This is a genomic window from Leclercia sp. Marseille-Q4284 (assembly GCF_916618945.1).
Classification (GTDB): Bacteria; Pseudomonadota; Gammaproteobacteria; order Enterobacterales; family Enterobacteriaceae; genus Enterobacter; species Enterobacter tamurae.
In genome coordinates this window covers 883,604-908,829 of record NZ_CAKAKG010000002.1, presented here as the reverse complement: position 1 = coordinate 908,829, position 25,226 = coordinate 883,604, and the positions used below count along the sequence as shown (strand labels likewise).

Genomic DNA, 25,226 nt, shown 5'->3' with positions numbered 1-25,226 from the left:
GCCGGGTGGCGCTGCGCTTACCCGGCCTACAAAACCGTAGGCCCGCGCAAGCGAAGCGCCGCCGGGCACTAACTAAATCTCGACCTGTGTCCCTAACTCAATGACGCGGTTAGGCGGGATCTCGAACTGGTCGGGCGCACGCAGGGCGTTACGCTGGAGGATAAGGTAGAGCTTGCCGCGCAGGCGCAGATACCACGGGCGTTTGCCGATGATCAGCGACTCGTGCGACATAAAGAACGAGGTCTCCATCATCCGGCAGCTTAAGCCTTCCAGACCGCAGCGGTGGAACACCTCTTCCACGTTCGGGGTTTCGCGCCAGCCATAGCTGGCCACTACGCGCCAGAAAGTGGGCGAAAGCTGCTCTATCTGCACGCGGCGAACATTATGCACATACGGCGCATCTTCGGTACGCAGCGTCAGGAGGATCACCCGCTCATGCAACACCTTGTTGTGCTTGAGGTTGTGCATCAGGGCAAACGGAATCACGTTCAGCGCACGCGACATATAGACTGCTGTACCCGGCACACGCACCGGCGGGGATTTCTCCAGCGAGACGATCATCGCATCCAGAGAATTACCGTGCTCGTGCATCCGACGCAGCAGGCGGAAACGCTCGCTCTTCCAGGTGGTCATCACAATGAACATCACCATACCCAGCGTCAGCGGCAGCCAGCCGCCGGAGACAATCTTGTCGAGGTTGGCCGAGAACAGCGGAATATCGATGCAGAGGAAGCCGACCAGAATCATTCCCACGAGGAATTTATTCCAGTGCCAGTTGCGGTACGCCACCGTGGTGGAGAGGATAGAGGTCAGCACCATCGTCCCGGTGACGGCGATACCGTAGGCTGCCGCCAGGTTACTGGAGTGCTCGAAGCTGACGATAACAATCACTACCGCGAAATAGAGCAGCCAGTTAATGAACGGGATGTAGATCTGGCCCGACTCCATCTCTGACGTATGAATGATGCGCATCGGGGAGAGATAACCCAGACGCACGGCCTGACGGGTCAGGGAGAAGACGCCAGAGATCACCGCCTGAGAGGCAATCACCGTTGCCAGCGTGGCGAGGATCAGCATCGGCACCAGCGCCCAGTCCGGAGCCAGCAGGAAGAACGGGTTTTTAATCGCTTCCGGATGTTTGAGCAGCAGCGCGCCCTGGCCAAAGTAGTTCAACACCAGCGACGGCAGCACCACCATAAACCAGGCCACACGAATAGGCAGTTTGCCGAAGTGCCCCATATCGGCATACAGCGCCTCGACCCCGGTGATGGAGAGCACCACGGCGCCCAGCGCAATAAACGACACGGTTTTGTATTCGAGGAAGAAGTGCACCGCCCACATCGGGTTCAGCGCATGCAGTACGTCCGGATTCGCAATAATGCTGCGTAACCCCAGCACCGCGAGGATCAGGAACCAGGCCAGCATAATCGGCGCGAAGAGTTTTCCCACCAGCCCGGTGCCGTGCTTCTGAATCACAAACAGCAGGGTCAGCACAAGAATGGCCAGCGGAACGACCCATTCCTCAAGCTGCGGCGCGACAATCTCAAGCCCTTCGATTGCCGACAACACGGAGATAGCTGGTGTGATCACCACTTCGCCATAGAAGAAGCTGCCACCAATCAGCCCGATAATCACCAGGAAGGAGGTCATTTTGGGTGAGGTGTAGCGCCCGGCCAGCGACATTAAGGTCAGGATACCGCCTTCGCCGGCATTATCTGCGCGCATGACAAAGGAGAGATATTTAACGGAGACTACTAAGATCAGGAGCCAAAAGATGAGAGACAAAAAACCAAAAACAGCGTCGCGTTCCACGCCAAAACCAAACTGACCGGACAAACATTCACGAAGCGTATAAAGCGGGCTGGTGCCGATATCACCGTACACAACCCCGATCGCCGCGAGCGTTATTGCGGGTAATGATTGCTTATTATCAGTGCTCATAGACTAGTCTTTTCGTTTATATAACAAATGTGTGCTTAGTCCCTTGGCCCACAAAAAGCGCACAGTATGCACGATTAATCGTAGAATCGTACCCCTAAATGCGCCCGCATTAACATAGCGCAAAGAAAATAGCACCGTAGTTCAGTCTATTACCAGCCCAGAACGAAACGTCTATACTCGCTTCAATTAGCCGGGTGTACGGCGAAAGGATGCAAAACAATTATGGCTCACACTCATTTATTAGCAGAAAGAATTTCCCGTCTCAGCGGCGCGCTGGAAAAAGGGCTATTTGAACGTAGCCATGCCATCCGCCTCTGTTTACTGGCGGCACTGAGCGGTGAAAGCGTCTTTCTGCTGGGGCCGCCCGGCATCGCAAAAAGCCTGATTGCCCGCCGGCTGAAATTTGCCTTTCAGCATGCCAGAGCCTTTGAGTATCTGATGACCCGCTTTTCCACACCGGAAGAGGTGTTTGGCCCCCTCTCCATTCAGGCGTTAAAAGATGAAGGACGCTATGAGCGTTTGACGGCGGGCTATCTGCCGGAAGCGGAGATCGTTTTTCTCGATGAAATCTGGAAAGCTGGCCCCGCAATCCTGAATACCCTGCTCACCGCCATCAACGAACGTCGGTTCCGCAATGGCGCGTTTGAAGAAAAAATCCCGATGCGTCTGCTGGTGGCGGCCTCCAACGAACTGCCGGAAGCCGACAGCAGCCTCGAAGCCTTATATGACCGCATGCTGATCCGCCTGTGGCTCGACAAAGTGCAGGACAAAGCGAACTTCCGCTCGCTGCTGATTAGCCAACAGGATGAAAACGATAACCCTGTCCCTGCCGCCCTGCAGGTGACGGATGAAGAGTACCAACAGTGGCAGCAGGACATTGGCAAAATCAAACTGCCGGATACGGTATTTGACCTGGTCTTTATGCTGCGCCAGCAGCTGGATGCCCTGCCGGGCGCGCCTTACGTCTCCGATCGTCGCTGGAAGAAAGCCATTCGTCTCCTGCAGGCCAGCGCCCTGTTCAGCGGCCGCGATGCGGTTGCTCCTATCGATCTGATCCTGCTGAAAGATTGCCTGTGGCATGACGCTAACGGTATGAATCTGATGCAGCAGCAGCTGGAAATATTGATGACCGGACACGCGTGGGGGCAGCAGGAGATGCTGAACCAGCTCGGGGCCATCACCCAGCGCCGCCTTCAGCTTCAGCAGCAGCAAAGCGATAAAACCGCCCTGCGCGTCAGCCGTCAGAGCGGCATGTTTGCCCGCCGCCCGCACTACGAATTGCCGACCGAACTGAGCGAATCCACCCTGACATTGCTCCTCCAGCAGCCGCTTAAGCTCCATGATATGCAGGTCATTCACATCACCATTGAGCGTGAAGCCCTGTCGCTGTGGCTGAGCAAAGGCGGCGAGATCCGCGGCAAACTCAACGGCATCGGCTTTGCCCAGCAGCTGAATATGGAAGTGGACGGCAGTCTGCATCTGGTGATCCGTGACGTCAGCCTGCAGGGATCGCGCCTTGCGCTGCCCGGCACCGCCTCTGACAGCGTTCCGGAAGAGATCAAACAGCAACTGGAAGCGCTGGATAATCAGTGGCACCTGCAGCACACCCGCTTCAGCGAGCAGCAAAAATGCCTGTTTATCCACAGCGACTGGCTGGGCCGGATTGAATCGAGCCTCCAGGACGTAAGCGCCCAAATTAAACAGGCGCGTCAATGCTGACGCTGGACACGCTCAACGTTATGCTCGCCGTCGGTGAGGAGGGCATGATCGAAGAGATCATCCTGACTCTGCTGGCCTCGCCACAGCTGGCGGTTTTTTTCGAAAAATTCCCCCGACTTAAAACAGCCATCACCGACGATCTTCCGCGCTGGCGGGAAAATTTACGCAAAAGGCTGAAAGATACCCGCGTCCCGCCAGAGCTCACCGAAGAGGTGATGTGCTATCAGCAGAGCCAGCTGCTCTCCACGCCCCAGCTGATCGTCCAGTTACCGCAAATTTTAACCCTGCTGGACAAGGTGCACTCCCCCTATGCCAGCCAGGCCCGACAGCTGGTGGTGGATAACGCCACCTTTACGCCCGCTCTGCATACCCTGTTTTTACAGCGCTGGCGATTAAGCCTGGTGGTACAGGCTACCTCCCTCAATCAGCAGTTAATGGAAGAGGAGCGCGAGCAGCTGCTCAGCGAAGTGCAGGAGCGCATGACCTTAGCCGGTGCGCTGGAGCCGGTGCTGGTGGAAAATGAAAACGCCGCCGGTCGCCTGTGGGATATGAGCGCCGGCCAGCTGAAGCGGGGTGATTATCAACTTATCGTCCGCTACGGTGACTTTCTGGCCCAGCAGCCGGAGCTGATGCAGCTGGCGGAACAGCTGGGCCGCTCCCGGGAGGCGAAGTCGGTGCCAAAAAAGGATGCCCCGCTGGAAACCTTCCGCACCCTGGTGCGCGAACCGGCGACGGTGCCGGAGCAGGTGGACGGGCTGCAGCAGAGCGACGACATTCTGCGCCTGCTGCCGCCCGAGCTGGCCACCCTGGGTATTACGGAACTGGAGTATGAATTTTACCGTCGGCTGGTGGAGAAGCAGCTCCTGACCTATCGCCTGCAGGGTGATGCCTGGCGAGAGAAGGTCAGCCAGCGCCCGGCCGTGCACCAGGATTTCGACGAGCAGCCCCGCGGGCCATTTATCGTCTGCGTGGATACCTCGGGTTCAATGGGCGGCTTTAACGAGCAGTGCGCCAAAGCCTTTTGCCTTGCCCTGATGCGGGTGGCACTCGCTGACAGGCGGCGCTGCTTTATCATGCTGTTTTCCAGCGAGGTGGTGGGCTACGAGCTTTCGGGCCAGCACGGCCTCGAGCAAGCGATCCGCTTCTTAAGCCAGCGCTTTCGCGGCGGGACCGATCTCGCCAGCTGTTTTCGCGCGGTTATCGAACGGATGCAGGGCGGAGAGTGGTATGACGCCGACGCGGTGGTGATCTCGGATTTTATTGCCCAGCGCTTGCCGGATGAGGTGGTGAGTAAAGTGAAGGTGTTGCAGCGGGAACATCAGCATCGTTTTCACGCGGTGGCGATGTCCACCCATGGAAAACCCGGCATCATGCGCATCTTCGATCATATCTGGCGCTTTGATACCGGGTTGCGTAGCCGCCTGCTGCGGCGCTGGAAACGCTAATTACAGCAGCGCATCTACGCTGTCACGAACCTGCTGCGGCCATACGCCACACTGAACCTGGCCGATATGGGACAGCTGCAGCAGTAACATGGTCAGACGAGACTGGCCAATGCCGCCGCCGATGGTCTGCGGCATCTCACCGCGCAACAGGGCCTGGTGCCACTCCAGCTTGAGACGATCTTTATCCCCGGTGATGGCCAGCTGACGCTGCAACGCGTCGGCATCAACGCGGATCCCCATGGAGGAGAGCTCAAACGCATCTTCCAGAATCGGGTTCCACACCAGGATATCGCCGTTCAGACCGGCGAGGCCGCTTTCACCTTCGCTGCTCCAGTCATCATAATCCGGCGCACGGACATCGTGACGCTGACCATGAGACAGCTTGCCGCCGATGCCAATCAGGAATACGGCTCCCAGCTCTTTAGCGATCGCACGTTCACGGCCTTTGGCATCCAGATCCGGGAAGCGGGTCAACAGCTCCTGGCTATGAACAAACTGGATCGTTTCCGGCAGGAACGGGGTCAGACCAAACTCTTTGCTGACTGCCGCTTCGGTCTCTTTGATCCCGGCATAAATGGCTTCTACCGTCGCTTTCAGCGTGCGGGTATGACGCTCGCCATCACCCATGACGCGTTCCCAGTCCCACTGGTCAACGTACACAGAGTGAATAGCGGTAAGACGGTCTTCATCAGGGCGAAGGGCTTTCATGTGCGTGTAAAGCCCTTCGCCCGCGCTGAAGTCGTGTTGTCCCAGAGTTTGACGCTTCCACTTCGCAAGGGAATGAACCACTTCGAACTGGGCGTCTGGCAGTGTTTTCACTTTTACCTGTACCGCTTTTTCGCAACCAGACAGGTTGTCCTGCGTCCCGTCCCCCACGCGGCTTAAGATCGGTGCCTGGACTTCAATAAGACCAAGCTTCTCTTCCAGCTGGCGGGAAAAATGGGATTTAACGAAACTGATCTGGCGTTGTTGTGCGATGTAAGCGGTTTTCATTATTTATACTCCTGCGTCCTGTTGGCATTGATTAAGCAACAAAAAAGAACGTCTTTCAATAATCCAACAATAAAACTCCGTCATGACTTTTGATTCGTTAAAATTAAACGCTAGAATAGAGTTATTCATTAATCTTCATAAGAAAAAGCTATGGAAAATTATCAGATCGACAATCTGGACCGCGGCATCCTTGAGGCGCTGATGGCCAATGCCCGCACGGCCTATGCCGAACTGGCCAAACAGTTTGGCGTTAGCCCGGGCACCATTCATGTTCGCGTAGAGAAGATGAAGCAGGCGGGGATCATTACCGGGGCGCGGATTGACGTTAGCCCGAAACAGCTGGGGTACGACGTCTGCTGCTTTATCGGCATCATTCTGAAGAGCGCCAAAGACTACCCCTCGGCGCTGGCAAAGCTCAACGCGCTGGAGGAGGTGACCGAGGCTTACTACACCACCGGGCACTACAGCATCTTTATTAAGGTGATGTGCCGATCGATCGACGCCCTGCAGCAGGTACTTATCAACAAGATCCAAACAATTGATGAAATTCAGTCCACCGAGACGCTGATCTCCCTGCAGAACCCGATCATGCGTACCATCCGCCCCTGATCGGGCAAATTCATTCCCACATTTTCCACAGGTAGATCCCAGCTCGCTCACAGCGTACAATGATCCCTCTTTATATGAGCGAGCGATCCATGGCAGATATTACTCTTATTAGCGGTAGCACCCTCGGCGGGGCTGAATATGTAGCGGAACACCTGGCTGAAAAGCTGGAAGATGCGGGTTTTTCCACCGAAACGCTGCACGGACCGTTATTAGAAGATCTGCCGATCGACGGGATCTGGCTGTTGATCACCTCTACCCACGGTGCCGGCGATCTTCCGGATAACCTTCTTCCTTTATATGAAGAGCTAAAAGAGCATCAGCCTGACCTGGCGAACGTCCGGTTTGGGGCGATCGGCATCGGTAGCCGGGAATATGACACTTTCTGCGGTGCCGTTGAGAAAGTGGAGACCGAACTGAAGTCCTGTGGGGCACAACAGATCGGTGAAACGCTGAAGATCAACATCCTCGATCACGATATTCCGGAAGATCCAGCGGAACTTTGGCTGGCTGAATGGAAAAATTTACTCAAAAACGATTAAAGATCATGCGATCAGATGTGGATAACTCTGGTTAAAAGCTTGGATCAACCGGTAGTTATCCCAAGAACAACTCATGATTACTTTTTGTGCTGTGCATAAGTCGTCGATCTGATCCCAGCTTATACGTTGCAGGATCACCGATCATTCACAGCAAACGATCCTCTCTAAACGCATGATCTTCTTCGGGAGATCCGGCTTATCCACAGAAATCCGCGATCCTAATAAGAGATCACAATAAAACAGATCTCTAAATAAGAAGATCTTCTTTTTAATAGTCAGGATCCCAGTGCTTTCTCGATCGACTAAAGTTGAGTAGAATCCACGGCCCGGGCTTCAATCCATTTTCTTACCGCTTTACGCGAGGCAGACCACCATGTTTTATCAGGATCCTTTTGACGTCATCATCATTGGCGGGGGTCATGCAGGCACCGAGGCCGCAATGGCCGCGGCGCGAATGGGTCAGCAGACCCTGCTTTTGACACACAATATCGACACGCTAGGACAGATGTCCTGTAATCCGGCGATTGGCGGCATTGGGAAAGGACACCTGGTAAAAGAAGTGGATGCCCTTGGCGGCCTGATGGCCACCGCGATCGATCATGCCGGCATTCAGTTTAGGATACTAAACGCGAGCAAAGGCCCTGCCGTTCGTGCCACCCGTGCACAGGCAGACCGCGTGCTCTATCGCCAGGCGGTACGCACCGCGCTGGAGAATCAGCCGAACCTGATGATCTTCCAGCAGGCGGTTGAGGATCTGATCGTCGAAAACGATCGTGTTGTTGGTGCCGTGACCCAGATGGGTCTGAAGTTCCGTGCCAAAGCTGTCGTACTGACCGTCGGGACTTTCCTCGATGGTAAAATTCATATCGGACTGGATAACTACAGCGGTGGCCGTGCTGGCGATCCGCCGTCCATTCCGCTGTCGCGCCGTCTGCGCGAGCTGCCGCTGCGCGTCAGCCGCCTGAAAACCGGCACGCCGCCGCGTATTGACGCCCGCACTATCGATTTCAGCGTGCTGGCACAACAGCACGGCGACAATCCAATGCCGGTCTTCTCGTTCATGGGCAACGTGGATCAGCATCCGCGCCAGGTGCCGTGCTATGTCACGCACACCAACGAGAAAACCCATGATGTGATCCGCAGTAACCTCGATCGCAGCCCGATGTATGCCGGCGTGATCGAAGGGATCGGCCCACGTTACTGCCCGTCGATCGAAGACAAGGTGATGCGCTTTGCCGATCGTAACCAGCACCAGATCTTCCTCGAGCCGGAAGGGTTGACCTCCAACGAGATCTACCCGAACGGTATCTCCACCAGCCTGCCGTTCGACGTACAGATGCAGATCGTCCGTTCGATGCAGGGGATGGAGAATGCGAAGATTGTCCGTCCGGGCTATGCCATCGAGTATGACTTCTTCGATCCGCGCGACCTGAAGCCGACCCTGGAGAGCAAATTTATTCAGGGGCTGTTCTTCGCGGGCCAAATCAACGGCACGACCGGTTACGAAGAAGCCGCCGCGCAGGGGCTGCTGGCCGGTCTCAACGCCGCGCGTTTCTCTGCCGAGAAAGAGGGCTGGGCGCCGGGTCGTTCTCAGGCTTACCTTGGCGTGCTGGTGGACGACCTTTGCACCCTCGGGACCAAAGAGCCGTACCGCATGTTTACCTCTCGGGCGGAATACCGTCTGATGCTGCGTGAAGACAACGCCGACCTGCGTCTGACCGAAAAAGGGCGTGAGCTGGGTCTGGTGGATGATGCGCGCTGGGCGCGTTTCAACGAGAAGCTGGAGACCATCGAGCGCGAACGTCAGCGCCTGAAGTCCACCTGGGTCAACCCAACCACCGAATCTGTAGACGAAGTGAATGCTCACCTGTCTGCGCCGCTTTCCCGTGAAGCGAGCGGGGAAGATCTGCTCCGTCGTCCGGAGATGACCTACGACCAGCTGATCCAGATGACGCCGTTCGCGCCGGGTCTGGATGACGTGCAGGCCGCCGAGCAGGTCGAAATTCAGGTGAAATACGAAGGCTATATCGCCCGTCAGCAGGATGAGATCGAGAAACAGCAGCGTAACGAGAGCACGATCCTCCCGGCCACGCTGGATTACCGTCAGGTTAACGGCCTCTCCAACGAGGTGATCGCCAAGCTGAACGACCATAAACCGTCGTCCATCGGCCAGGCATCGCGCATTTCCGGCGTCACGCCTGCGGCCATCTCCATTCTGCTGGTGTGGCTGAAAAAACAGGGTATGCTGCGCCGCAGCGCATAATCGTAAGAACTGCCCGGTGATGCGTAGCGATCCGGGCCTACAGAACTCCGTAGGGCGGGTAAGCGTAGCGCCACCCGCCAAAACGCATCTCAACAGGTATTCTCCGTGCTTAACAAACTCACTCGTCTGCTGGATCAAGCCGGTATTTCGCTCACCGATCACCAGAAAAATCAGCTGGTGGGGTATGTCGATATGCTGCACAAATGGAACAAGGCCTATAACCTCACCTCGGTACGCGACCCGAACGAGATGCTGGTGCGTCACATCCTCGACAGCATCGTCGTAGCGCCTCACCTCCAGGGTGAGCGTTTTATCGATGTCGGCACCGGTCCAGGCCTGCCGGGTATTCCACTCTCTATCGTGCGTCCTGAATGCCAGTTCACGCTGCTGGACAGCCTGGGCAAGCGCGTGCGCTTCCTGCGCCAGGTTCAACATGAACTGAAGCTGGAAAATATTTACCCGGTGCAGAGTAGGGTAGAGGAGTTTCCCGCCGAGCCGCCGTTTGATGGCGTGATCAGCCGGGCCTTTGCCTCGCTCAACGACATGATCGGCTGGTGTAAGCATCTGCCTGCACAGAACGGACGGTTTTATGCCCTGAAAGGCATCCTGCCGGAAGATGAAATCGCACAGCTGCCGGACGGGTTTGAGGTGGAGTCCGCCATCAAATTACGCGTTCCACAGCTGGAAGGTGAGCGCCATCTGGTGATCGTTAAGCCAAACAGTTTTTAAAAAAATAATAAAAAATGTGGAAATTGTGCTGTTCTAAGTATGTTAAAAAACAGTCTGAAGGTTAAGAAATAGCCAGCGTTAATTTAACCGCTTTTTTACTGTGGATTTTCTTTGGGTTAACCTGAGTGTGTAGTTAACCCAAAATATAATAAACCCTGAAAATATCAGCTTGCTAAAAGTAGGGGTTAGTAACCAGATCGTAATGTTAAATATTTATTATAAATGTCAATAAAAGGTTTTTGTTGTATACAGGGCTGTTTTGTAAATAGTTACTTAAATTACTCTTTAATATCATAAAGATGAAATATAGCGATTTACTGATTTCAATTATTCGACCTTATCGTAAATGTGTATTTTGTGATCCTGTGCACGCTTTATCGCCAATGTTTCCGCGTAGTTTGCAGTTTTGATGAGTCATTCACAGTTTGACGAAAAGTTAAGAAATAGCGCCGGGGAAAAATATTTAAACATTTATTCACCTTTTCGCTACTTATTGTTTGAAATCACGGGGACGCACCGTATAATTTGACCGCTTTTTGCTGCTTGACTCTGAGCCCTAAAGGACGTTTTATACGACACGCGACATACCTCGAAGTGAGCAGGAGTAAAAACGTGATGTCTGTGTCGCTCTTGAGTCGAAACGTTGCTCGTAAGCTTCTGTTCATTCAGTTTCTGGCGGTGATAGCAAGTGGATTGCTGTTCTGCCTCAAAGACCCCTTCTGGGGCATCTCTGCGGTAAGCGGAGGTTTGGCAGTCGTTTTGCCGAATATGTTGTTTATGATTTTTGCCTGGCGTCATCAGGCGCATACACCTGCCAAAGGCCGCATGGCCTGGTCCTTCGCTCTGGGCGAAGTGTGTAAGGTGTTGCTGACCTTTGCTCTACTGGTGATGGCGCTGGCGGTTTTTAAAGTGGTTTTTCTGCCGCTGATAGTGACGTGGGTTTTGGTGCTGGTGGTACAAGTTCTGGCGCCAGCTGTAATCAATAACAAAGGGTAAAAGGCATCATGGCTTCAGAAAATATGACGCCGCAGGATTACATAGGACACCATCTGAATAACCTTCAGCTGGACCTGCGTACATTCTCGCTGGTGGATCCGCATAACCCCCCAGCCACCTTCTGGACGATCAATATCGACTCCATGTTCTTCTCGGTGGCACTGGGTCTGTTGTTCCTGGCCATTTTCCGCGGCGTTGCGAAACGTGCAACCAGCGGCGTTCCAGGGAAATTCCAGACCTTCATCGAAATGATCATTGGCTTCGTCCATGGCAGCGTCAAAGACATGTACCACGGCAAGAGCAAGGTGATTGCACCGCTGGCGCTGACCGTCTTTGTGTGGGTCTTCCTGATGAACCTGATGGACCTGCTGCCGATCGACCTGCTGCCGTTTATCGGCGAGCATATCTTCGGTCTGCCTGCCCTGCGTGTGGTGCCGTCTGCTGACGTGAACATCACCCTGTCCATGGCACTGGGCGTATTCATCCTGATTCTTTTCTACAGCATCAAAATGAAAGGTGTAGGCGGCTTCGTGAAAGAGCTTACCTTGCAGCCGTTCAACCACTGGGCGTTTATTCCGATCAACCTGATCCTGGAAGGCGTTAGCCTGCTGTCCAAACCGATTTCTCTCGGTCTGCGACTGTTCGGCAACATGTATGCGGGTGAGCTGATTTTCATTCTGATCGCGGGTCTTCTGCCGTGGTGGTCACAGTGGATTCTGAATGTGCCTTGGGCCATTTTCCACATCCTGATCATTACGCTGCAAGCCTTTATCTTCATGGTTCTGACGATCGTCTATCTGTCGATGGCATCTGAAGAGCACTGATTCTTTACCAACACTACTACGTTTTAACTGAAACAAACTGGAGACTGTCATGGAAAACCTGAATATGGATCTGCTGTACATGGCTGCCGCTGTGATGATGGGTCTGGCGGCTATCGGTGCTGCGATCGGTATCGGCATCCTCGGGGGCAAATTCCTGGAAGGCGCAGCGCGTCAACCGGATCTGATTCCTCTGCTGCGTACTCAGTTCTTTATTGTTATGGGTCTGGTGGATGCTATCCCGATGATCGCTGTAGGTCTGGGTCTGTACGTGATGTTTGCTGTCGCGTAGTAAGTAGATTTAAACCCTAAGCCACAGTTGTAAATTTAAAGAGGTATTGTGCTGTGAACATGAACGCAACAATCCTCGGCCAGGCCATCGCGTTTGTTATCTTTGTCTGGTTCTGCATGAAGTACGTATGGCCGCCTTTAATGGCAGCCATCGAAAAACGTCAGAAAGAAATTTCTGACGGACTGGCTTCTGCAGAACGCGCTAAGAAAGATTTGGACCTTGCACAGGCCAACGCGACCGACCAGCTGAAAAAAGCGAAAGCGGAAGCCCAGGTAATCATCGAGCAGGCGAACAAACGTCGTTCTCAGATCCTGGACGAAGCGAAAGCTGAAGCAGAACAGGAACGTACTAAAATCGTGACGCAAGCGCAGGCAGAAATTGATGCCGAGCGTAAACGTGCTCGCGAAGAGCTGCGTAAGCAGGTCGCGATTCTGGCTGTTGCTGGCGCCGAGAAGATCATCGAACGTTCCGTGGATGAAGCTGCTAACAGCGACATCGTGGACAAACTTGTCGCTGAACTGTAAGGAGGGAGGGGCTGATGTCTGAATTTGTTACGGTAGCTCGCCCCTACGCCAAAGCAGCTTTTGACTTTGCTATCGAACACCAAAATGTCGATCGCTGGCAGAACATGCTGGCGTTTGCCGCTGAGGTAACGAAAAACGAACATATGGCCGAGATGCTTTCAGGTGCACTGGCACCAGAAACCCTCGCCAGTTCGTTCATCGCCATTTGCGGTGAGCAGTTGGACACCAACGGTCAGAACCTGATTCGGGTAATGGCAGAAAATGGTCGTCTGAAAGCGCTCCCGGATGTTCTTGAGCAGTTCGAGCACTTACGTGCCCTCAGTGAAGCCACCGTTGAAGTTCAGGTAACTTCTGCGTCTGAGCTGAGTAACGAACAGCTTGCGAAAATCACCGCCGCGATGGAAAAACGTCTGTCACGCAAAGTGAAGCTGAATTGCAATATCGATAAGTCTGTAATGGCGGGCGTAATCATCCGAGCGGGTGATATGGTCATTGATGGCAGCGTACGCGGCCGTCTTGAGCGCCTTGCAGACGTCTTGCAGTCTTAAGGGGACTGGAGCATGCAACTGAATTCCACCGAAATCAGCGAACTGATCAAGCAGCGCATTGCTCAGTTCAGTGTTGTGAGTGAAGCTCACAACGAAGGTACTATTGTTTCTGTAAGCGACGGTGTTATCCGCATCCACGGCCTGGCCGATTGTATGCAGGGTGAAATGATCTCCCTGCCGGGTAACCGTTACGCTATCGCACTGAACCTGGAGCGCGACTCCGTAGGTGCAGTTGTGATGGGTCCTTACGCTGACCTCGCCGAAGGCATGAAGGTTAAGTGTACTGGCCGTATTCTTGAAGTTCCAGTTGGCCGTGGCCTGCTGGGTCGCGTGGTGAACACCCTGGGTGCGCCAATCGACGGTAAAGGTCCGGTTGATAACGATGGCTTCTCGCCAATCGAAGTTATCGCCCCGGGCGTAATCGACCGTCAGTCCGTCGACCAGCCGGTGCAGACCGGTTATAAATCCGTTGATGCGATGATCCCAATCGGCCGTGGCCAGCGTGAGCTGATCATCGGTGACCGTCAGACCGGTAAAACCGCGATGGCAATCGATGCGATCATCAACCAGCGCGATTCCGGCATCAAATGTGTGTACGTGGCTATCGGCCAGAAAGCGTCCACCATTTCCAACGTGGTTCGTAAACTGGAAGAGCACGGCGCGCTGGCTAACACCATCGTTGTTGTGGCTACCGCTTCTGAATCTGCTGCACTGCAATACCTGGCACCGTATGCCGGTTGCGCAATGGGCGAATACTTCCGTGACCGCGGTGAAGATGCTCTGATCGTTTATGATGACCTGTCCAAACAGGCCGTTGCATACCGTCAGGTTTCCCTGCTGCTCCGTCGTCCACCAGGACGTGAAGCATTCCCGGGCGACGTATTCTATCTGCACTCCCGTCTGCTGGAGCGTGCATCCCGCGTTAACGCGGAATACGTTGAGAACTTCACTAAAGGTGAAGTGAAAGGCCAGACCGGTTCTCTGACCGCACTGCCGATCATCGAAACCCAGGCGGGTGACGTTTCTGCGTTCGTTCCGACCAACGTAATCTCCATTACCGATGGTCAGATCTTCCTGGAAACCAACCTGTTTAACTCCGGTATTCGTCCGGCAGTTAACCCGGGTATCTCCGTATCCCGTGTGGGTGGTGCAGCGCAGACCAAGATCATCAAGAAACTGTCCGGTGGTATCCGTACCGCGCTGGCACAGTATCGTGAACTGGCAGCGTTCTCCCAGTTTGCATCCGATCTTGACGATGCAACCCGTAAACAGCTTGACCACGGTCAGAAAGTGACCGAACTGCTGAAACAGAAACAGTATGCCCCTATGTCAGTCGCACAGCAGGGCCTGGTACTGTTCGCAGCAGAACGTGGTTATCTGGGGGATGTAGAACTGGCGAAAATCGGTAGCTTCGAAGCCGCACTGCTGGCTTTCGCTGACCGTGACCACGCTCCGCTGATGCAAGAGATTAACCAGTCCGGTGGCTATAACGACGAAATCGAAGGCAAGCTGAAGAGCCTGCTCGATTCCTTCAAAGCAACCCAGTCCTGGTAACGTCTGGCGGTCTGTCTTAGGGCAGACCGCAAGGCATTGAGGAGAAGCTCATGGCCGGCGCAAAAGAGATACGTAGTAAGATCGCAAGCGTCCAGAACACGCAAAAGATCACTAAAGCGATGGAAATGGTCGCCGCGTCCAAAATGCGTAAATCGCAGGAACGCATGGCGGCCAGCCGTCCTTATGCAGATACCATGCGCAAAGTGATTGGTCACCTTGCGAGCGGTAATCTGGAATATAAGCATCCTTACCTGGAAGAACGCGACGTTAAGCGCGTGGGCTACCTGGTGGTGTCGACCGACCGTGGTTTGTGCGGTGGCTTGAACATTAACCTGTTCAAAAAGCTGCTGGCGGATATGAAAGTCTGGTCTGATAAAGGCGTTCAGAGCGAAATCGCGATGATCGGCTCTAAAGGCGTCTCTTTCTTTAATTCCGTAGGTGGCAATATTGTCGCCCAGGTGACCGGTATGGGTGATAACCCGTCCCTGTCCGAACTGATCGGCCCGGTAAAAGTGATGTTGCAGGCCTTTGATGAAGGCCGTCTGGACAGGTTGTACGTTGTAAACAACAAATTTATTAACACCATGTCTCAGGTTCCGACCCTCACGCAGCTGCTGCCGTTACCGGCATCAGATGATGCTGAGTTGAAGCATAAATCCTGGGATTACCTGTATGAACCCGATCCGAAACCGCTGCTGGATACCCTGCTGCGTCGTTACGTTGAATCCCAGGTTTATCAGGGTGTGGTAGAAAACCTGGCCAGCGAGCAGGCCGCACGTATGGTGGCGATGAAAGCCGCGACCGACAATGGCGGCAGCCTGATTAAAGAGCTGCAGTTGGTATACAACAAAGCTCGTCAGGCCAGCATTACTCAGGAACTCACCGAGATCGTCGGTGGTGCATCCGCGGTATAACCAGGTTAATTCGTAGAGGATTCAAGATGGCTACTGGAAAAATTGTCCAGGTAATCGGCGCCGTGGTTGACGTCGAATTCCCTCAGGATGCCGTACCGCGCGTGTACGATGCTCTTGAGGTTCAGAATGGTAATGAGCAGCTGGTGCTGGAAGTTCAGCAACAGCTCGGTGGTGGTATCGTGCGTACCATCGCCATGGGTTCTTCCGACGGTCTGCGTCGTGGTCTGGATGTAAAAGATCTCGAGCACCCAATCGAAGTACCAGTAGGTAAAGCAACCCTGGGTCGTATCATGAACGTCCTGGGTCAGCCGATCGACATGAAAGGCGATATCGGCGAAGAAGAGCGTTGGGCTATTCACCGTTCAGCACCTTCCTATGAAGAGCTGTCCAGCTCTCAGGAACTGCTTGAAACCGGCATCAAAGTTATCGACCTGATGTGTCCGTTCGCGAAGGGCGGTAAAGTTGGTCTGTTCGGCGGTGCGGGTGTGGGTAAAACCGTAAACATGATGGAGCTGATCCGTAACATCGCGATCGAGCACTCCGGTTACTCCGTGTTTGCAGGCGTGGGTGAGCGTACTCGTGAGGGTAACGACTTCTACCACGAAATGACCGACTCCAACGTTCTGGACAAAGTATCCCTGGTTTACGGCCAGATGAACGAGCCACCAGGAAACCGTCTGCGCGTTGCGCTGACCGGCCTGACCATGGCTGAGAAGTTCCGTGACGAAGGTCGTGACGTACTGCTGTTCGTTGACAACATCTACCGTTACACCCTGGCCGGTACGGAAGTATCCGCACTGCTGGGTCGTATGCCATCAGCGGTAGGCTACCAGCCGACCCTGGCGGAAGAGATGGGTGTTCTGCAGGAACGTATCACCTCTACCAAAACCGGTTCTATCACCTCCGTTCAGGCGGTATACGTACCTGCGGATGACTTGACTGACCCATCACCAGCCACCACCTTTGCTCACTTAGATGCAACCGTGGTACTGAGCCGTCAGATCGCGTCTCTGGGTATCTACCCGGCCGTTGACCCGCTGGACTCCACCAGCCGTCAGCTGGATCCACTGGTTGTTGGTCAGGAACACTACGACACCGCGCGTGGCGTACAGTCCCTGCTGCAGCGTTATCAGGAACTGAAAGACATCATCGCCATCCTGGGTATGGATGAACTGTCTGAAGAAGACAAACTGGTGGTAGCACGCGCACGTAAGATCCAGCGCTTCCTGTCCCAGCCGTTCTTCGTAGCAGAAGTATTTACCGGTTCTCCGGGCAAATACGTTGCGCTGAAAGACACCATCCGTGGCTTTAAAGGCATCATGGAAGGCGAATACGATCACCTGCCGGAGCAGGCGTTCTATATGGTGGGTTCCATCGACGAAGCCGTGGAAAAAGCCAAAAAACTTTAACGCCTTAATCGGAGGGTGATATGGCAATGACTTACCACCTGGACGTCGTCAGCGCAGAGCAACAAATGTTCTCTGGTCTGGTCGAGAAAATCCAGGTAACGGGTAGTGAAGGTGAACTGGGTATCTTCCCGGGTCACGCCCCACTGCTCACCGCCATTAAGCCTGGTATGATCCGCATCGTTAAACAGTTCGGTCATGAAGAGTTTATCTATCTGTCCGGGGGCATGATTGAAGTGCAACCTGGCAGCGTGACCGTACTGGCTGATACCGCAATTCGTGGCCAGGATCTCGACGAAGCGCGAGCTCTGGAAGCGAAGCGTAAAGCAGAAGAGCACATCAAGAGCTCTCATGGCGACGTGGATTACGCTCAGGCGTCTGCAGAGCTGGCCAAAGCGATCGCGAAACTGCGCGTTATCGAGTTGACCAAAAAAGCGATGTAACACCGGCTTGAAAGTACGAAAGCCAGTCTGGTCTCCAGACTGGCTTTTTTTTTATGGTTTCGTTTCACTAAATCTGAAATCAAAACGATGTTTTATTATTTTGTGATTTAGCTCACAAAATGATTGATCGGCAAAATGTTGAGGAGTAGACTCCGTTTTGTGATGTATGTCACATAACTGAACTTCAAAAACATCAGGATGCCATCATGAAAACCATCAACAAAATCATCGCCCTTTTCAGCAACATGAACGTCTCTTTCGGTACGTTCAATCTGTAATTGCTGACCTGCCGGGCGGCGCCACGCTTACCGTTGTGTGATAAGCGAAGCGCCTCCCTGGTTATTGGGTCTGCACCTGTGTTTTATCTAACTCCTTCCCGTCACTGTTCACGCTTTTACCCTTCACGATAAAGTAGTTCGTGTTATCGATGGTTCCCACGACCGCATCATCATATTCACCGGGCTGATTCCGGATCGACAGGTTGCCGGTAAACGTCCCCTGGGTTGTGACGTCTCCGTACGGACTCGGGCGGAAGATGTAGTTAAATCGCTGGTTATCCACCGCCAGGTTGTTCTCCACTACCAGCTTGCCCGGGTTGAAGTTATCGGTGAACCCATCCAGATGATTGCCGGTGGCTTTACTGTTGCGGATCTGATGCGCAACAGGCTGCCCTTCCCCGCCGAGCTTGAAGCCGTTACTGGTATTGTTGCTGGCAACCGAGTTCTCGATCACCACCACACCGTTGGCGCCATCTTCAATCTTGTTGAACAGGTCGAAACCGTCATCGATATTGTCGTGGGCATAGCATTTCTCCAGCCGGTTGCCGTCGCCTACCCGCATCTTCACTGCGAAGCCATCGGCGTTAATCTTGCCGGGATCTTCGTTGGCCCAGGATTCAGAATCCACCACCCGGTTATAGCTTGCCCATAACGGACGACCAATCTTCTCAGGAGAGGAGATCTGGATCCCGGTGTCGTCATTACGGTACGCCCTGACGCGCTCGATCAGGTTATGGCTACCCTGAACGCGCAAGCTTTTCTCCGTAACGTCGATACCCTGGATATGCCAGTAGCTGGCGTCGAGCAGCAGACCGCGGATAACCACTTCACCTTCAGCCTGAAGCGTTTTGAGCTTGTCGCGGCTGCCACTGGCCGAGAGCGGGATCTCGCTTCGCGGATAATCGCCGCTTTTCAGCACCAGCTTACCGCCGGGGGCCAGCAGCGCGATGGCGGTGGCGAGATCCAGCGGCGCATCGGCTGTACCTTTCGCCTCCGCTTTGCCGTCCGGGGCGGCATACAGAAGCGCCGTGTCCCTGTCTGCGACGCGTTCCACGGTGAGCTGCTGGTTCACCGGTGTGCCCTGAGACGTGGTAAAGGCCACCGTAATGGTGCTGGTCTGCTCAAGACGGGCGGGCAGGGTGTACATCTCCCCCGCTTTTACCGTTTTCTCATTACCGATCACCACTTCGTTTTGCCGGACGCTGAATACTCCGTCTTCATTGGCGCGCGCCTGCAGCAGATAATCCCCGGAAGCGCTGACGTTCCCGGAAGCCAGTTGCACCACGACCGGCAGCGGCTCTGCCTGCCACGGCGGCGAAGATACGGTATGGGCGGGGCTGGTGGTCAGCGAGGCGTTGGTCACCGTGATTTTGGCATTCCGGGAGGCGAAGAAGCCGACGTAGTAGCGATCCGGGTTTTGCACCGAAATCAGATCCGCGCGCGGCACGCTCTTGCTCACCCAGCTGTCGCTGTCCAGCGGGGCCCAGGCGGTAATAAAGCCATCGTCCGTGCGCTGAAGTTTGAGGCGAAAGGCCGGGGTCTGGCTCAGGTTCACCTCTTCTTTATAACTCTGTTTTTTAATGGCCGCCCCGGCATCCCCCCATGGATGGCTGATCCCCTCCCGGGTGATGGCCTGCATTTTCACCCGCTGATGATCTTTTTTATCCTGGGTCATGATAGCGTTCATCACCAGGTTCGATGCCGCAGGGAACTCTTCATAACCGGTTTTCAGCGGCTCCTGACGTGGGTTACCGAGGACATCGCGCACCAGTAGCCCGGCTCCTTCCTGCGCGGCAGGTTTCGCGCCATTCTCCGGTCCAAACTGATCCACCCGGATGTTGGCCTGCAGGACGAAGTTTTCGCTCGCCGGCAGTTCGGTATAGAAGAAAGTTAGCCCGTCGTGGGAGTTGGCAATTTTGCCGCCACGGCTCTCCACCGTGATCGCTTTTGTCAGGTCGGCGCTCTCCTGCGGCGTGAGCTTTTTCCCGTCGATAGTGACATCATTGACGCCAATTTTTTCGGGCAGCACGTTGGATGAAAAATTCACATCCGTGGATTGCCCAAACGCAATGGCTTTCCAGACATGGGGCTGTTCGGCGGCCGTTGCGGAAAAAGCGCTACACATCATCAGGGCCAGAGGTATTTTTGACTTCATCTTATTCTCCTGAATAATAATTGAGCGCCATTATCATCAGAATAAAACAGTGTTTCTTTTTTGCACGTCACATATTTCAATAATTAAAACAGTGTTTTGGTTATTGAGGCCTTTATTCATGGAGCGAAAGAACAGCTAACATGTTGTGCGAACTGGAGACTTCTCTAAAGGGCGCTATATTCCATAGGCAAAGCCCTCTATTCTGCGGTAAAAAGAACCTTTAAACAGCCCGAGACCGGCGAGGTTGTGCGTTTTACCACCTCTCCATTTTATGGCGCAAAATATGTAGAATTTTCAACGCCAAAGGGTTTTACTTTTCACTCAAATTACAGTCAGGACGTGTATGTTGAACAACGCAATGAGCGTGGTCATTCTTGCCGCAGGCAAAGGCACCCGCATGTTTTCCGATCTTCCAAAAGTGCTGCATACCCTGGCAGGGAAAGCGATGGTGCAGCATGTCATTGACGCCGCTAGTGAAATGGGCGCGAACCAGGTTCACCTGGTCTACGGCCACGGTGGCGATCTGCTGAAGCAGACGCTGCGTGATGACAAGCTCAACTGGGTACTGCAGGCAGAACAGCTGGGTACCGGGCATGCCATGCAGCAGGCGGCGCCGTTCTTCTCTGATGACGAAGATATCCTGATGCTCTACGGCGACGTACCGCTGATCTCCGTGGAGACGCTGGCTCGCCTGCGTGCCGCGAAGCCGCAGGGCGGGATTGGTCTACTAACCGTTAAGTTGGACGATCCGTCCGGCTATGGCCGTATCACCCGTGAAAACGGCAAAGTGACGGGCATTGTGGAGCACAAAGACGCCACCGATGCGCAGCGTGAAATCCAGGAAATTAACACCGGGATTCTGATCGCCAATGGCGCAGACATGAAGCGCTGGCTGTCGCAGCTGAACAACAACAATGCGCAGGGCGAATTCTACATCACCGATATCATTGCGATGGCGTATCAGGAAGGGCGTGAGATTGCTGCCGTTCATCCGGCGCGTATCAGCGAAACGGACGGCGTGAATAACCGTCTGCAGCTCTCCCGCCTGGAGCGTATTTATCAGTCCGAGCAGGCAGAAAAGCTGCTGCTGGCGGGCGTGATGCTGCGCGATCCGGCACGTTTCGATCTGCGTGGGGTGCTTAAACACGGGCGCGACGTTGAGATCGATACTAACGTTATTCTGGAAGGCAACGTAACGCTGGGTAACCGCGTCAAAATTGGCACCGGTTGTGTGATCAAAAACAGCGTGATTGGCGACGACTGCGAAATCAGCCCTTACAGCGTGGTGGAAGATGCCCACCTGGAAGCCGCCTGCACTATCGGGCCGTTCGCCCGTCTGCGCCCGGGCGCAGAGCTGCTGGAAGGCGCCCATGTCGGCAACTTCGTCGAAATGAAAAAAGCGCGTCTGGGCAAGGGCTCTAAAGCAGGGCATCTGACCTACCTGGGCGATGCAGAGATCGGCGACAACGTGAATATCGGCGCCGGGACCATCACCTGCAACTACGACGGCGCGAACAAGTTTAAAACCATCATTGGCGACGACGTGTTTGTCGGTTCAGATTCGCAGTTGGTGGCACCTGTCACCATCGGCAAAGGCGTCACCATTGCCGCAGGCACGACCGTGACACGCGATGTGGCCGAAAACGAGCTGGTGATCAGCCGCGTGCCGCAGGTGCAGAAGCAGGGCTGGAAACGTCCGGTGAAGAAGAAGTAACAGATTTATCCCTCGCCCCTTTGGGGAGAGGTCCGGGTTGAGGGGATAACATAATCCCCCGCCCAAAGGCAGTATCTAAAAATATAACCCCACTCTCTACAAGGCTCGGGGCGCCCAAAAAGGGCACATACAGGTCAGCGACAACGCAGGCGAAAGCCTCTATTCGGAATCTAAAACTATGTGTGGAATTGTTGGCGCAGTCGCGCAGCGTGATATTGCTGAAATCCTTCTCGAAGGGTTACGTCGTCTGGAATACCGTGGTTATGACTCTGCCGGTCTGGCAGTGGTCGATGCAGAAGGGCACATGACCCGTCTGCGTCGCCTCGGTAAAGTAAACATGCTGTCGCAGGCCGCGGAAGAAACCCCGTTGCACGGCGGTACAGGCATAGCCCATACCCGTTGGGCGACCCACGGTGAACCTTCTGAAGGCAACGCGCACCCGCATGTCTCTGAACACATCGTGGTGGTGCATAACGGCATCATCGAAAACCACGAGCCGCTGCGCGAAGCGCTGACTGAACGTGGGTATACCTTCGTGTCTGAAACCGACACCGAAGTGATTGCTCACCTGGTTCACTGGGAGCTGGAGCAGGGCGGTACGCTGCGTGAAGCCGTACTGCGTGCCATCCCACAGCTGCGCGGCGCCTACGGCACCGTGATCATGGACAGTCGCGATCCATCCACCCTGCTGGCCGCCCGTTCGGGCAGCCCGATGGTGATTGGTCTGGGGATGGGCGAAAACTTTATCGCTTCCGACCAGCTGGCGCTGCTGCCGGTGACCCGTCGCTTTATCTTCATGGAAGAGGGCGATATTGCCGAAGTGACCCGCCGCGACGTGAAACTGTTTGATAAATCGGGTGCGCCGGTGAAGCGTCAGGATATCGAATCCAGCCTGCAGTACGACGCGGGTGACAAAGGTGCTTACCGTCACTACATGCAGAAAGAGATCTACGAGCAGCCAAACGCCATCAAAAACACCCTGACCGGGCGCATCAGCCACGGTGAGGTGGATCTGAGCGAGCTGGGGGCTAACGCCAACGAGATGCTGGCTAACGTCGAGCATATTCAGATCGTGGCCTGCGGCACCTCCTACAACTCCGGTATGGTCTCCCGCTACTGGTTCGAAGCGCTGGCCGGTGTGCCATGCGACGTCGAAATCGCCTCTGAATTCCGCTATCGCAAATCGGCTGTGCGCCGTAACAGCCTGATGATCACTCTGTCACAGTCCGGTGAAACCGCCGACACTCTGGCGGCGCTGCGTCTGTCCAAAGAGCTGGGTTACCTCGGTTCGCTGGCGATCTGTAACGTGCCGGGCTCCTCGCTGGTGCGTGAATCCGATCTGGCGCTGATGACCAAAGCCGGCACCGAAATCGGTGTGGCCTCTACCAAAGCGTTCACCACTCAGCTGACGGTCCTGCTGATGCTGGTGGCGAAACTGGCCCGTCTGAAAGGGGCGGATGCTTCTGTTGAGCATGACATCGTGCACGGCCTGCAGGCGCTACCGAGCCGCATTGAGCAGATGCTCTCTCAGGACAAACGTATTGAAGCCCTGGCGGAAGCTTTCTCTGACAAACACCACGCCCTGTTCCTTGGCCGTGGCGATCAGTACCCGATCGCGCTGGAAGGCGCGCTGAAGCTGAAAGAGATCTCCTACATCCACGCGGAAGCTTACGCCGCAGGCGAGCTGAAACACGGCCCGCTGGCGCTGATCGATGCGGATATGCCGGTGATCGTGGTGGCACCTAACAACGAACTGCTGGAAAAACTGAAATCCAACATCGAAGAAGTCCGCGCCCGTGGCGGCGTGCTGTTTGTCTTCGCTGATAAAGATGCCGGTTTTGTCAGCAGCGACAACATGCACATCATCGAGATGCCGCATGTGGAAGAGGTGATTGCGCCAATCTTCTATACCGTACCGCTGCAGCTGCTGGCGTATCACGTCGCGCTGATTAAAGGTACCGACGTTGACCAGCCGCGTAACCTGGCGAAGTCCGTTACCGTAGAATAACCCCTCCAGCTCCACCTTCGGGTGGAGCTTTTTTATCCGCGTTTTTAAATGACAAACTGTCATCTTCAGCTATTTTTTCAGTGTCACAGAAAGAAAACTTTTCTGAAATCATAGTGTCATAAAATCTATCAAGTAACTGATAAAAAACAATTATTCTGATTTTCTTTAAGCGAAATTGTGGCTGTCATAAAACTGTCATAATTCGTACATTTCTCTGTCACCTGTTTGTCCTATTTTGCTCATCGTAGCCACTAAACAACGATTTACGAAAATCTTGCAGGAGACATTATGAAAGTTATGCGTACCACTGTCGCAACTGTTGTCGCCGCGACCTTATCGATGAGCGCGTTCTCTGTATTCGCAGAGGCAAGCCTGACTGGCGCTGGTGCAACCTTCCCTGCGCCGGTGTATGCCAAATGGGCTGATACCTACCAGAAAGAGACTGGTAACAAGGTGAACTACCAGGGTATCGGCTCCTCCGGTGGCGTTAAACAAATTACCGCAAATACCGTTGATTTCGGTGCATCTGACGCGCCGCTGTCGGATGAAAAACTGACGCAGGAAGGCCTGTTCCAGTTCCCGACCGTTATCGGTGGTGTTGTGCTGGCCGTGAATATCCCTGGTCTGAAGTCCGGCGAGCTGGTGCTGGATGGCAAAACCCTGGGTGATATCTACCTCGGCAAAATCAAAAAATGGGATGACGAAGCCATCACCAAACTGAACCCGGGCGTGAAACTGCCTTCGCAGAACATCGCTGTGGTTCGTCGTGCTGACGGCTCCGGTACCTCCTTCGTCTTCACCAGCTACCTGGCGAAAGTAAACGAAGAGTGGAAATCCAAAGTGGGTTCCGGCTCTACCGTGAACTGGCCGACCGGTCTGGGCGGTAAAGGTAACGACGGTATCGCGGCCTTCGTACAGCGTCTGCCTGGCTCAATCGGCTACGTAGAATACGCTTACGCCAAGCAGAACAACCTGGCGTACACCAAGCTGATTTCTGCTGATGGCAAACCGGTTAGCCCGACCGAAGAGAACTTTGCTAATGCCGCCAAAGGCGCTGACTGGAGCAAATCCTTCGCACAGGATCTGACCAACCAGAAAGGTGACGAAGCCTGGCCAATTACCTCTACCACCTTCATCCTGGTCCACAAAGATCAGAAGAAGCCAGAGCAGGGCGCTGAAGTGCTGAAGTTCTTCGACTGGGCATACAAAAATGGCGGCAAACAGGCTAATGACCTGGATTACGCCAGCCTGCCGGACAGCGTGGTTGAGCAGATTCGTGCTGCATGGAAAACCAACGTGAAAGACAGCAGCGGTAAAGCGCTGTACTAACAGGAT

21 protein-coding genes are annotated in these 25,226 nt (G+C 54.5%); 18 read left to right on the top strand and 3 right to left on the bottom strand.

Features of this window, described 5'->3' with window-relative positions:
- Nucleotides 1-72: 72 nt before the first annotated feature.
- Nucleotides 73-1,941, bottom strand: a complete 1,869-nt coding sequence (gene kup / locus LG383_RS19045) for a low affinity potassium transporter Kup (protein ID WP_106995528.1) — start codon at nucleotides 1,939-1,941, stop codon at nucleotides 73-75.
- A gap of 222 nt (nucleotides 1,942-2,163) precedes the next feature.
- On the opposite strand from kup, the gene ravA reads away from it, so the two are divergent.
- A complete protein-coding gene (gene ravA / locus LG383_RS19040; protein ID WP_225759924.1) occupies nucleotides 2,164-3,660 on the top strand; it encodes an ATPase RavA in 1,497 nt (498 codons plus the stop codon).
- On the top strand, nucleotides 3,654-5,105 hold the full coding sequence (viaA, locus tag LG383_RS19035; protein WP_225759923.1) for an ATPase RavA stimulator ViaA: 1,452 nt from the start codon (nucleotides 3,654-3,656) through the stop codon (nucleotides 5,103-5,105). Before ravA ends, viaA begins: the two co-directional genes overlap by 7 nt.
- On the opposite strand, the gene asnA is transcribed toward viaA, so the two are convergent.
- On the bottom strand, nucleotides 5,106-6,098 hold the full coding sequence (gene asnA / locus LG383_RS19030) for an aspartate--ammonia ligase (protein ID WP_225759922.1): 993 nt from the start codon (nucleotides 6,096-6,098) through the stop codon (nucleotides 5,106-5,108). It abuts the gene before it with no gap.
- A 150-nt stretch (nucleotides 6,099-6,248) separates the two neighbouring features.
- Here asnA and asnC point away from each other — a divergent pair, with 150 nt between their 5' ends.
- The 13 genes from asnC (at nucleotide 6,249) to LG383_RS18965 (ending at nucleotide 17,736) form a co-directional block, all read left to right on the top strand.
- Nucleotides 6,249-6,707 (top strand): transcriptional regulator AsnC, encoded by a 459-nt coding sequence (gene asnC, locus LG383_RS19025; RefSeq protein WP_014172275.1) that lies wholly within the window; start codon nucleotides 6,249-6,251, stop codon nucleotides 6,705-6,707.
- Between the two features lie 89 nt (nucleotides 6,708-6,796).
- Nucleotides 6,797-7,246: an FMN-binding protein MioC gene (gene mioC / locus LG383_RS19020; RefSeq protein WP_106995532.1), complete on the top strand. Its 450-nt coding sequence runs from the start codon at nucleotides 6,797-6,799 to the stop codon at nucleotides 7,244-7,246.
- A gap of 373 nt (nucleotides 7,247-7,619) precedes the next feature.
- Nucleotides 7,620-9,509: a tRNA uridine-5-carboxymethylaminomethyl(34) synthesis enzyme MnmG gene (gene mnmG / locus LG383_RS19015; RefSeq protein ID WP_106995533.1), complete on the top strand. Its 1,890-nt coding sequence runs from the start codon at nucleotides 7,620-7,622 to the stop codon at nucleotides 9,507-9,509.
- Between the two features lie 105 nt (nucleotides 9,510-9,614).
- Nucleotides 9,615-10,238 carry a 16S rRNA (guanine(527)-N(7))-methyltransferase RsmG gene (rsmG, locus tag LG383_RS19010; protein WP_106995534.1) on the top strand — a complete coding sequence of 208 codons (624 nt, stop codon included), beginning with the start codon at nucleotides 9,615-9,617 and terminating at the stop codon, nucleotides 10,236-10,238.
- Nucleotides 10,239-10,853: 615 nt separating this feature from the next.
- On the top strand, nucleotides 10,854-11,234 hold the full coding sequence (atpI, locus tag LG383_RS19005; RefSeq protein WP_166185005.1) for a F0F1 ATP synthase subunit I: 381 nt from the start codon (nucleotides 10,854-10,856) through the stop codon (nucleotides 11,232-11,234).
- An 8-nt stretch (nucleotides 11,235-11,242) separates the two neighbouring features.
- Nucleotides 11,243-12,058, top strand: a complete 816-nt coding sequence (gene atpB, locus LG383_RS19000; protein WP_106995536.1) for a F0F1 ATP synthase subunit A — start codon at nucleotides 11,243-11,245, stop codon at nucleotides 12,056-12,058.
- Nucleotides 12,059-12,107: 49 nt separating this feature from the next.
- Nucleotides 12,108-12,347, top strand: a complete 240-nt coding sequence (gene atpE, locus LG383_RS18995; protein ID WP_000429386.1) for a F0F1 ATP synthase subunit C — start codon at nucleotides 12,108-12,110, stop codon at nucleotides 12,345-12,347.
- 53 nt (nucleotides 12,348-12,400) lie between these two features.
- Nucleotides 12,401-12,871 carry a F0F1 ATP synthase subunit B gene (gene atpF / locus LG383_RS18990; protein ID WP_032615498.1) on the top strand — a complete coding sequence of 157 codons (471 nt, stop codon included), beginning with the start codon at nucleotides 12,401-12,403 and terminating at the stop codon, nucleotides 12,869-12,871.
- A gap of 14 nt (nucleotides 12,872-12,885) precedes the next feature.
- A complete protein-coding gene (atpH, locus tag LG383_RS18985; RefSeq protein ID WP_106995537.1) occupies nucleotides 12,886-13,419 on the top strand; it encodes a F0F1 ATP synthase subunit delta in 534 nt (177 codons plus the stop codon).
- Nucleotides 13,420-13,431: 12 nt separating this feature from the next.
- Nucleotides 13,432-14,973: a F0F1 ATP synthase subunit alpha gene (gene atpA / locus LG383_RS18980; RefSeq protein WP_106995538.1), complete on the top strand. Its 1,542-nt coding sequence runs from the start codon at nucleotides 13,432-13,434 to the stop codon at nucleotides 14,971-14,973.
- Nucleotides 14,974-15,023: 50 nt separating this feature from the next.
- Entirely contained in the window at nucleotides 15,024-15,887 is an 864-nt protein-coding gene (gene atpG, locus LG383_RS18975; protein ID WP_106995539.1) for a F0F1 ATP synthase subunit gamma, read from the top strand.
- Between the two features lie 26 nt (nucleotides 15,888-15,913).
- Nucleotides 15,914-17,296 (top strand): F0F1 ATP synthase subunit beta, encoded by a 1,383-nt coding sequence (atpD, locus tag LG383_RS18970; RefSeq protein ID WP_106995540.1) that lies wholly within the window; start codon nucleotides 15,914-15,916, stop codon nucleotides 17,294-17,296.
- A 20-nt stretch (nucleotides 17,297-17,316) separates the two neighbouring features.
- Entirely contained in the window at nucleotides 17,317-17,736 is a 420-nt protein-coding gene (locus LG383_RS18965; RefSeq protein ID WP_106995541.1) for a F0F1 ATP synthase subunit epsilon, read from the top strand.
- 339 nt (nucleotides 17,737-18,075) lie between these two features.
- Here LG383_RS18965 and LG383_RS18960 read toward each other — a convergent pair whose 3' ends face one another.
- Nucleotides 18,076-20,169, bottom strand: a complete 2,094-nt coding sequence (locus tag LG383_RS18960) for a right-handed parallel beta-helix repeat-containing protein (protein ID WP_225759921.1) — start codon at nucleotides 20,167-20,169, stop codon at nucleotides 18,076-18,078.
- Nucleotides 20,170-20,512: 343 nt separating this feature from the next.
- Between LG383_RS18960 and glmU the strand changes: the two genes are divergently transcribed.
- From glmU to pstS, 3 genes are all read left to right on the top strand, one after another.
- Nucleotides 20,513-21,883 carry a bifunctional UDP-N-acetylglucosamine diphosphorylase/glucosamine-1-phosphate N-acetyltransferase GlmU gene (glmU, locus tag LG383_RS18955; RefSeq protein ID WP_225759920.1) on the top strand — a complete coding sequence of 457 codons (1,371 nt, stop codon included), beginning with the start codon at nucleotides 20,513-20,515 and terminating at the stop codon, nucleotides 21,881-21,883.
- Between the two features lie 178 nt (nucleotides 21,884-22,061).
- Nucleotides 22,062-23,891, top strand: coding sequence for a glutamine--fructose-6-phosphate transaminase (isomerizing) (glmS, locus tag LG383_RS18950; RefSeq protein ID WP_106995544.1), 1,830 nt, complete (start codon nucleotides 22,062-22,064; stop codon nucleotides 23,889-23,891).
- Nucleotides 23,892-24,179: 288 nt separating this feature from the next.
- Nucleotides 24,180-25,220 (top strand): phosphate ABC transporter substrate-binding protein PstS, encoded by a 1,041-nt coding sequence (pstS, locus tag LG383_RS18945; protein WP_225759919.1) that lies wholly within the window; start codon nucleotides 24,180-24,182, stop codon nucleotides 25,218-25,220.
- The last annotated feature ends 6 nt before the right edge of the window (nucleotides 25,221-25,226 follow it).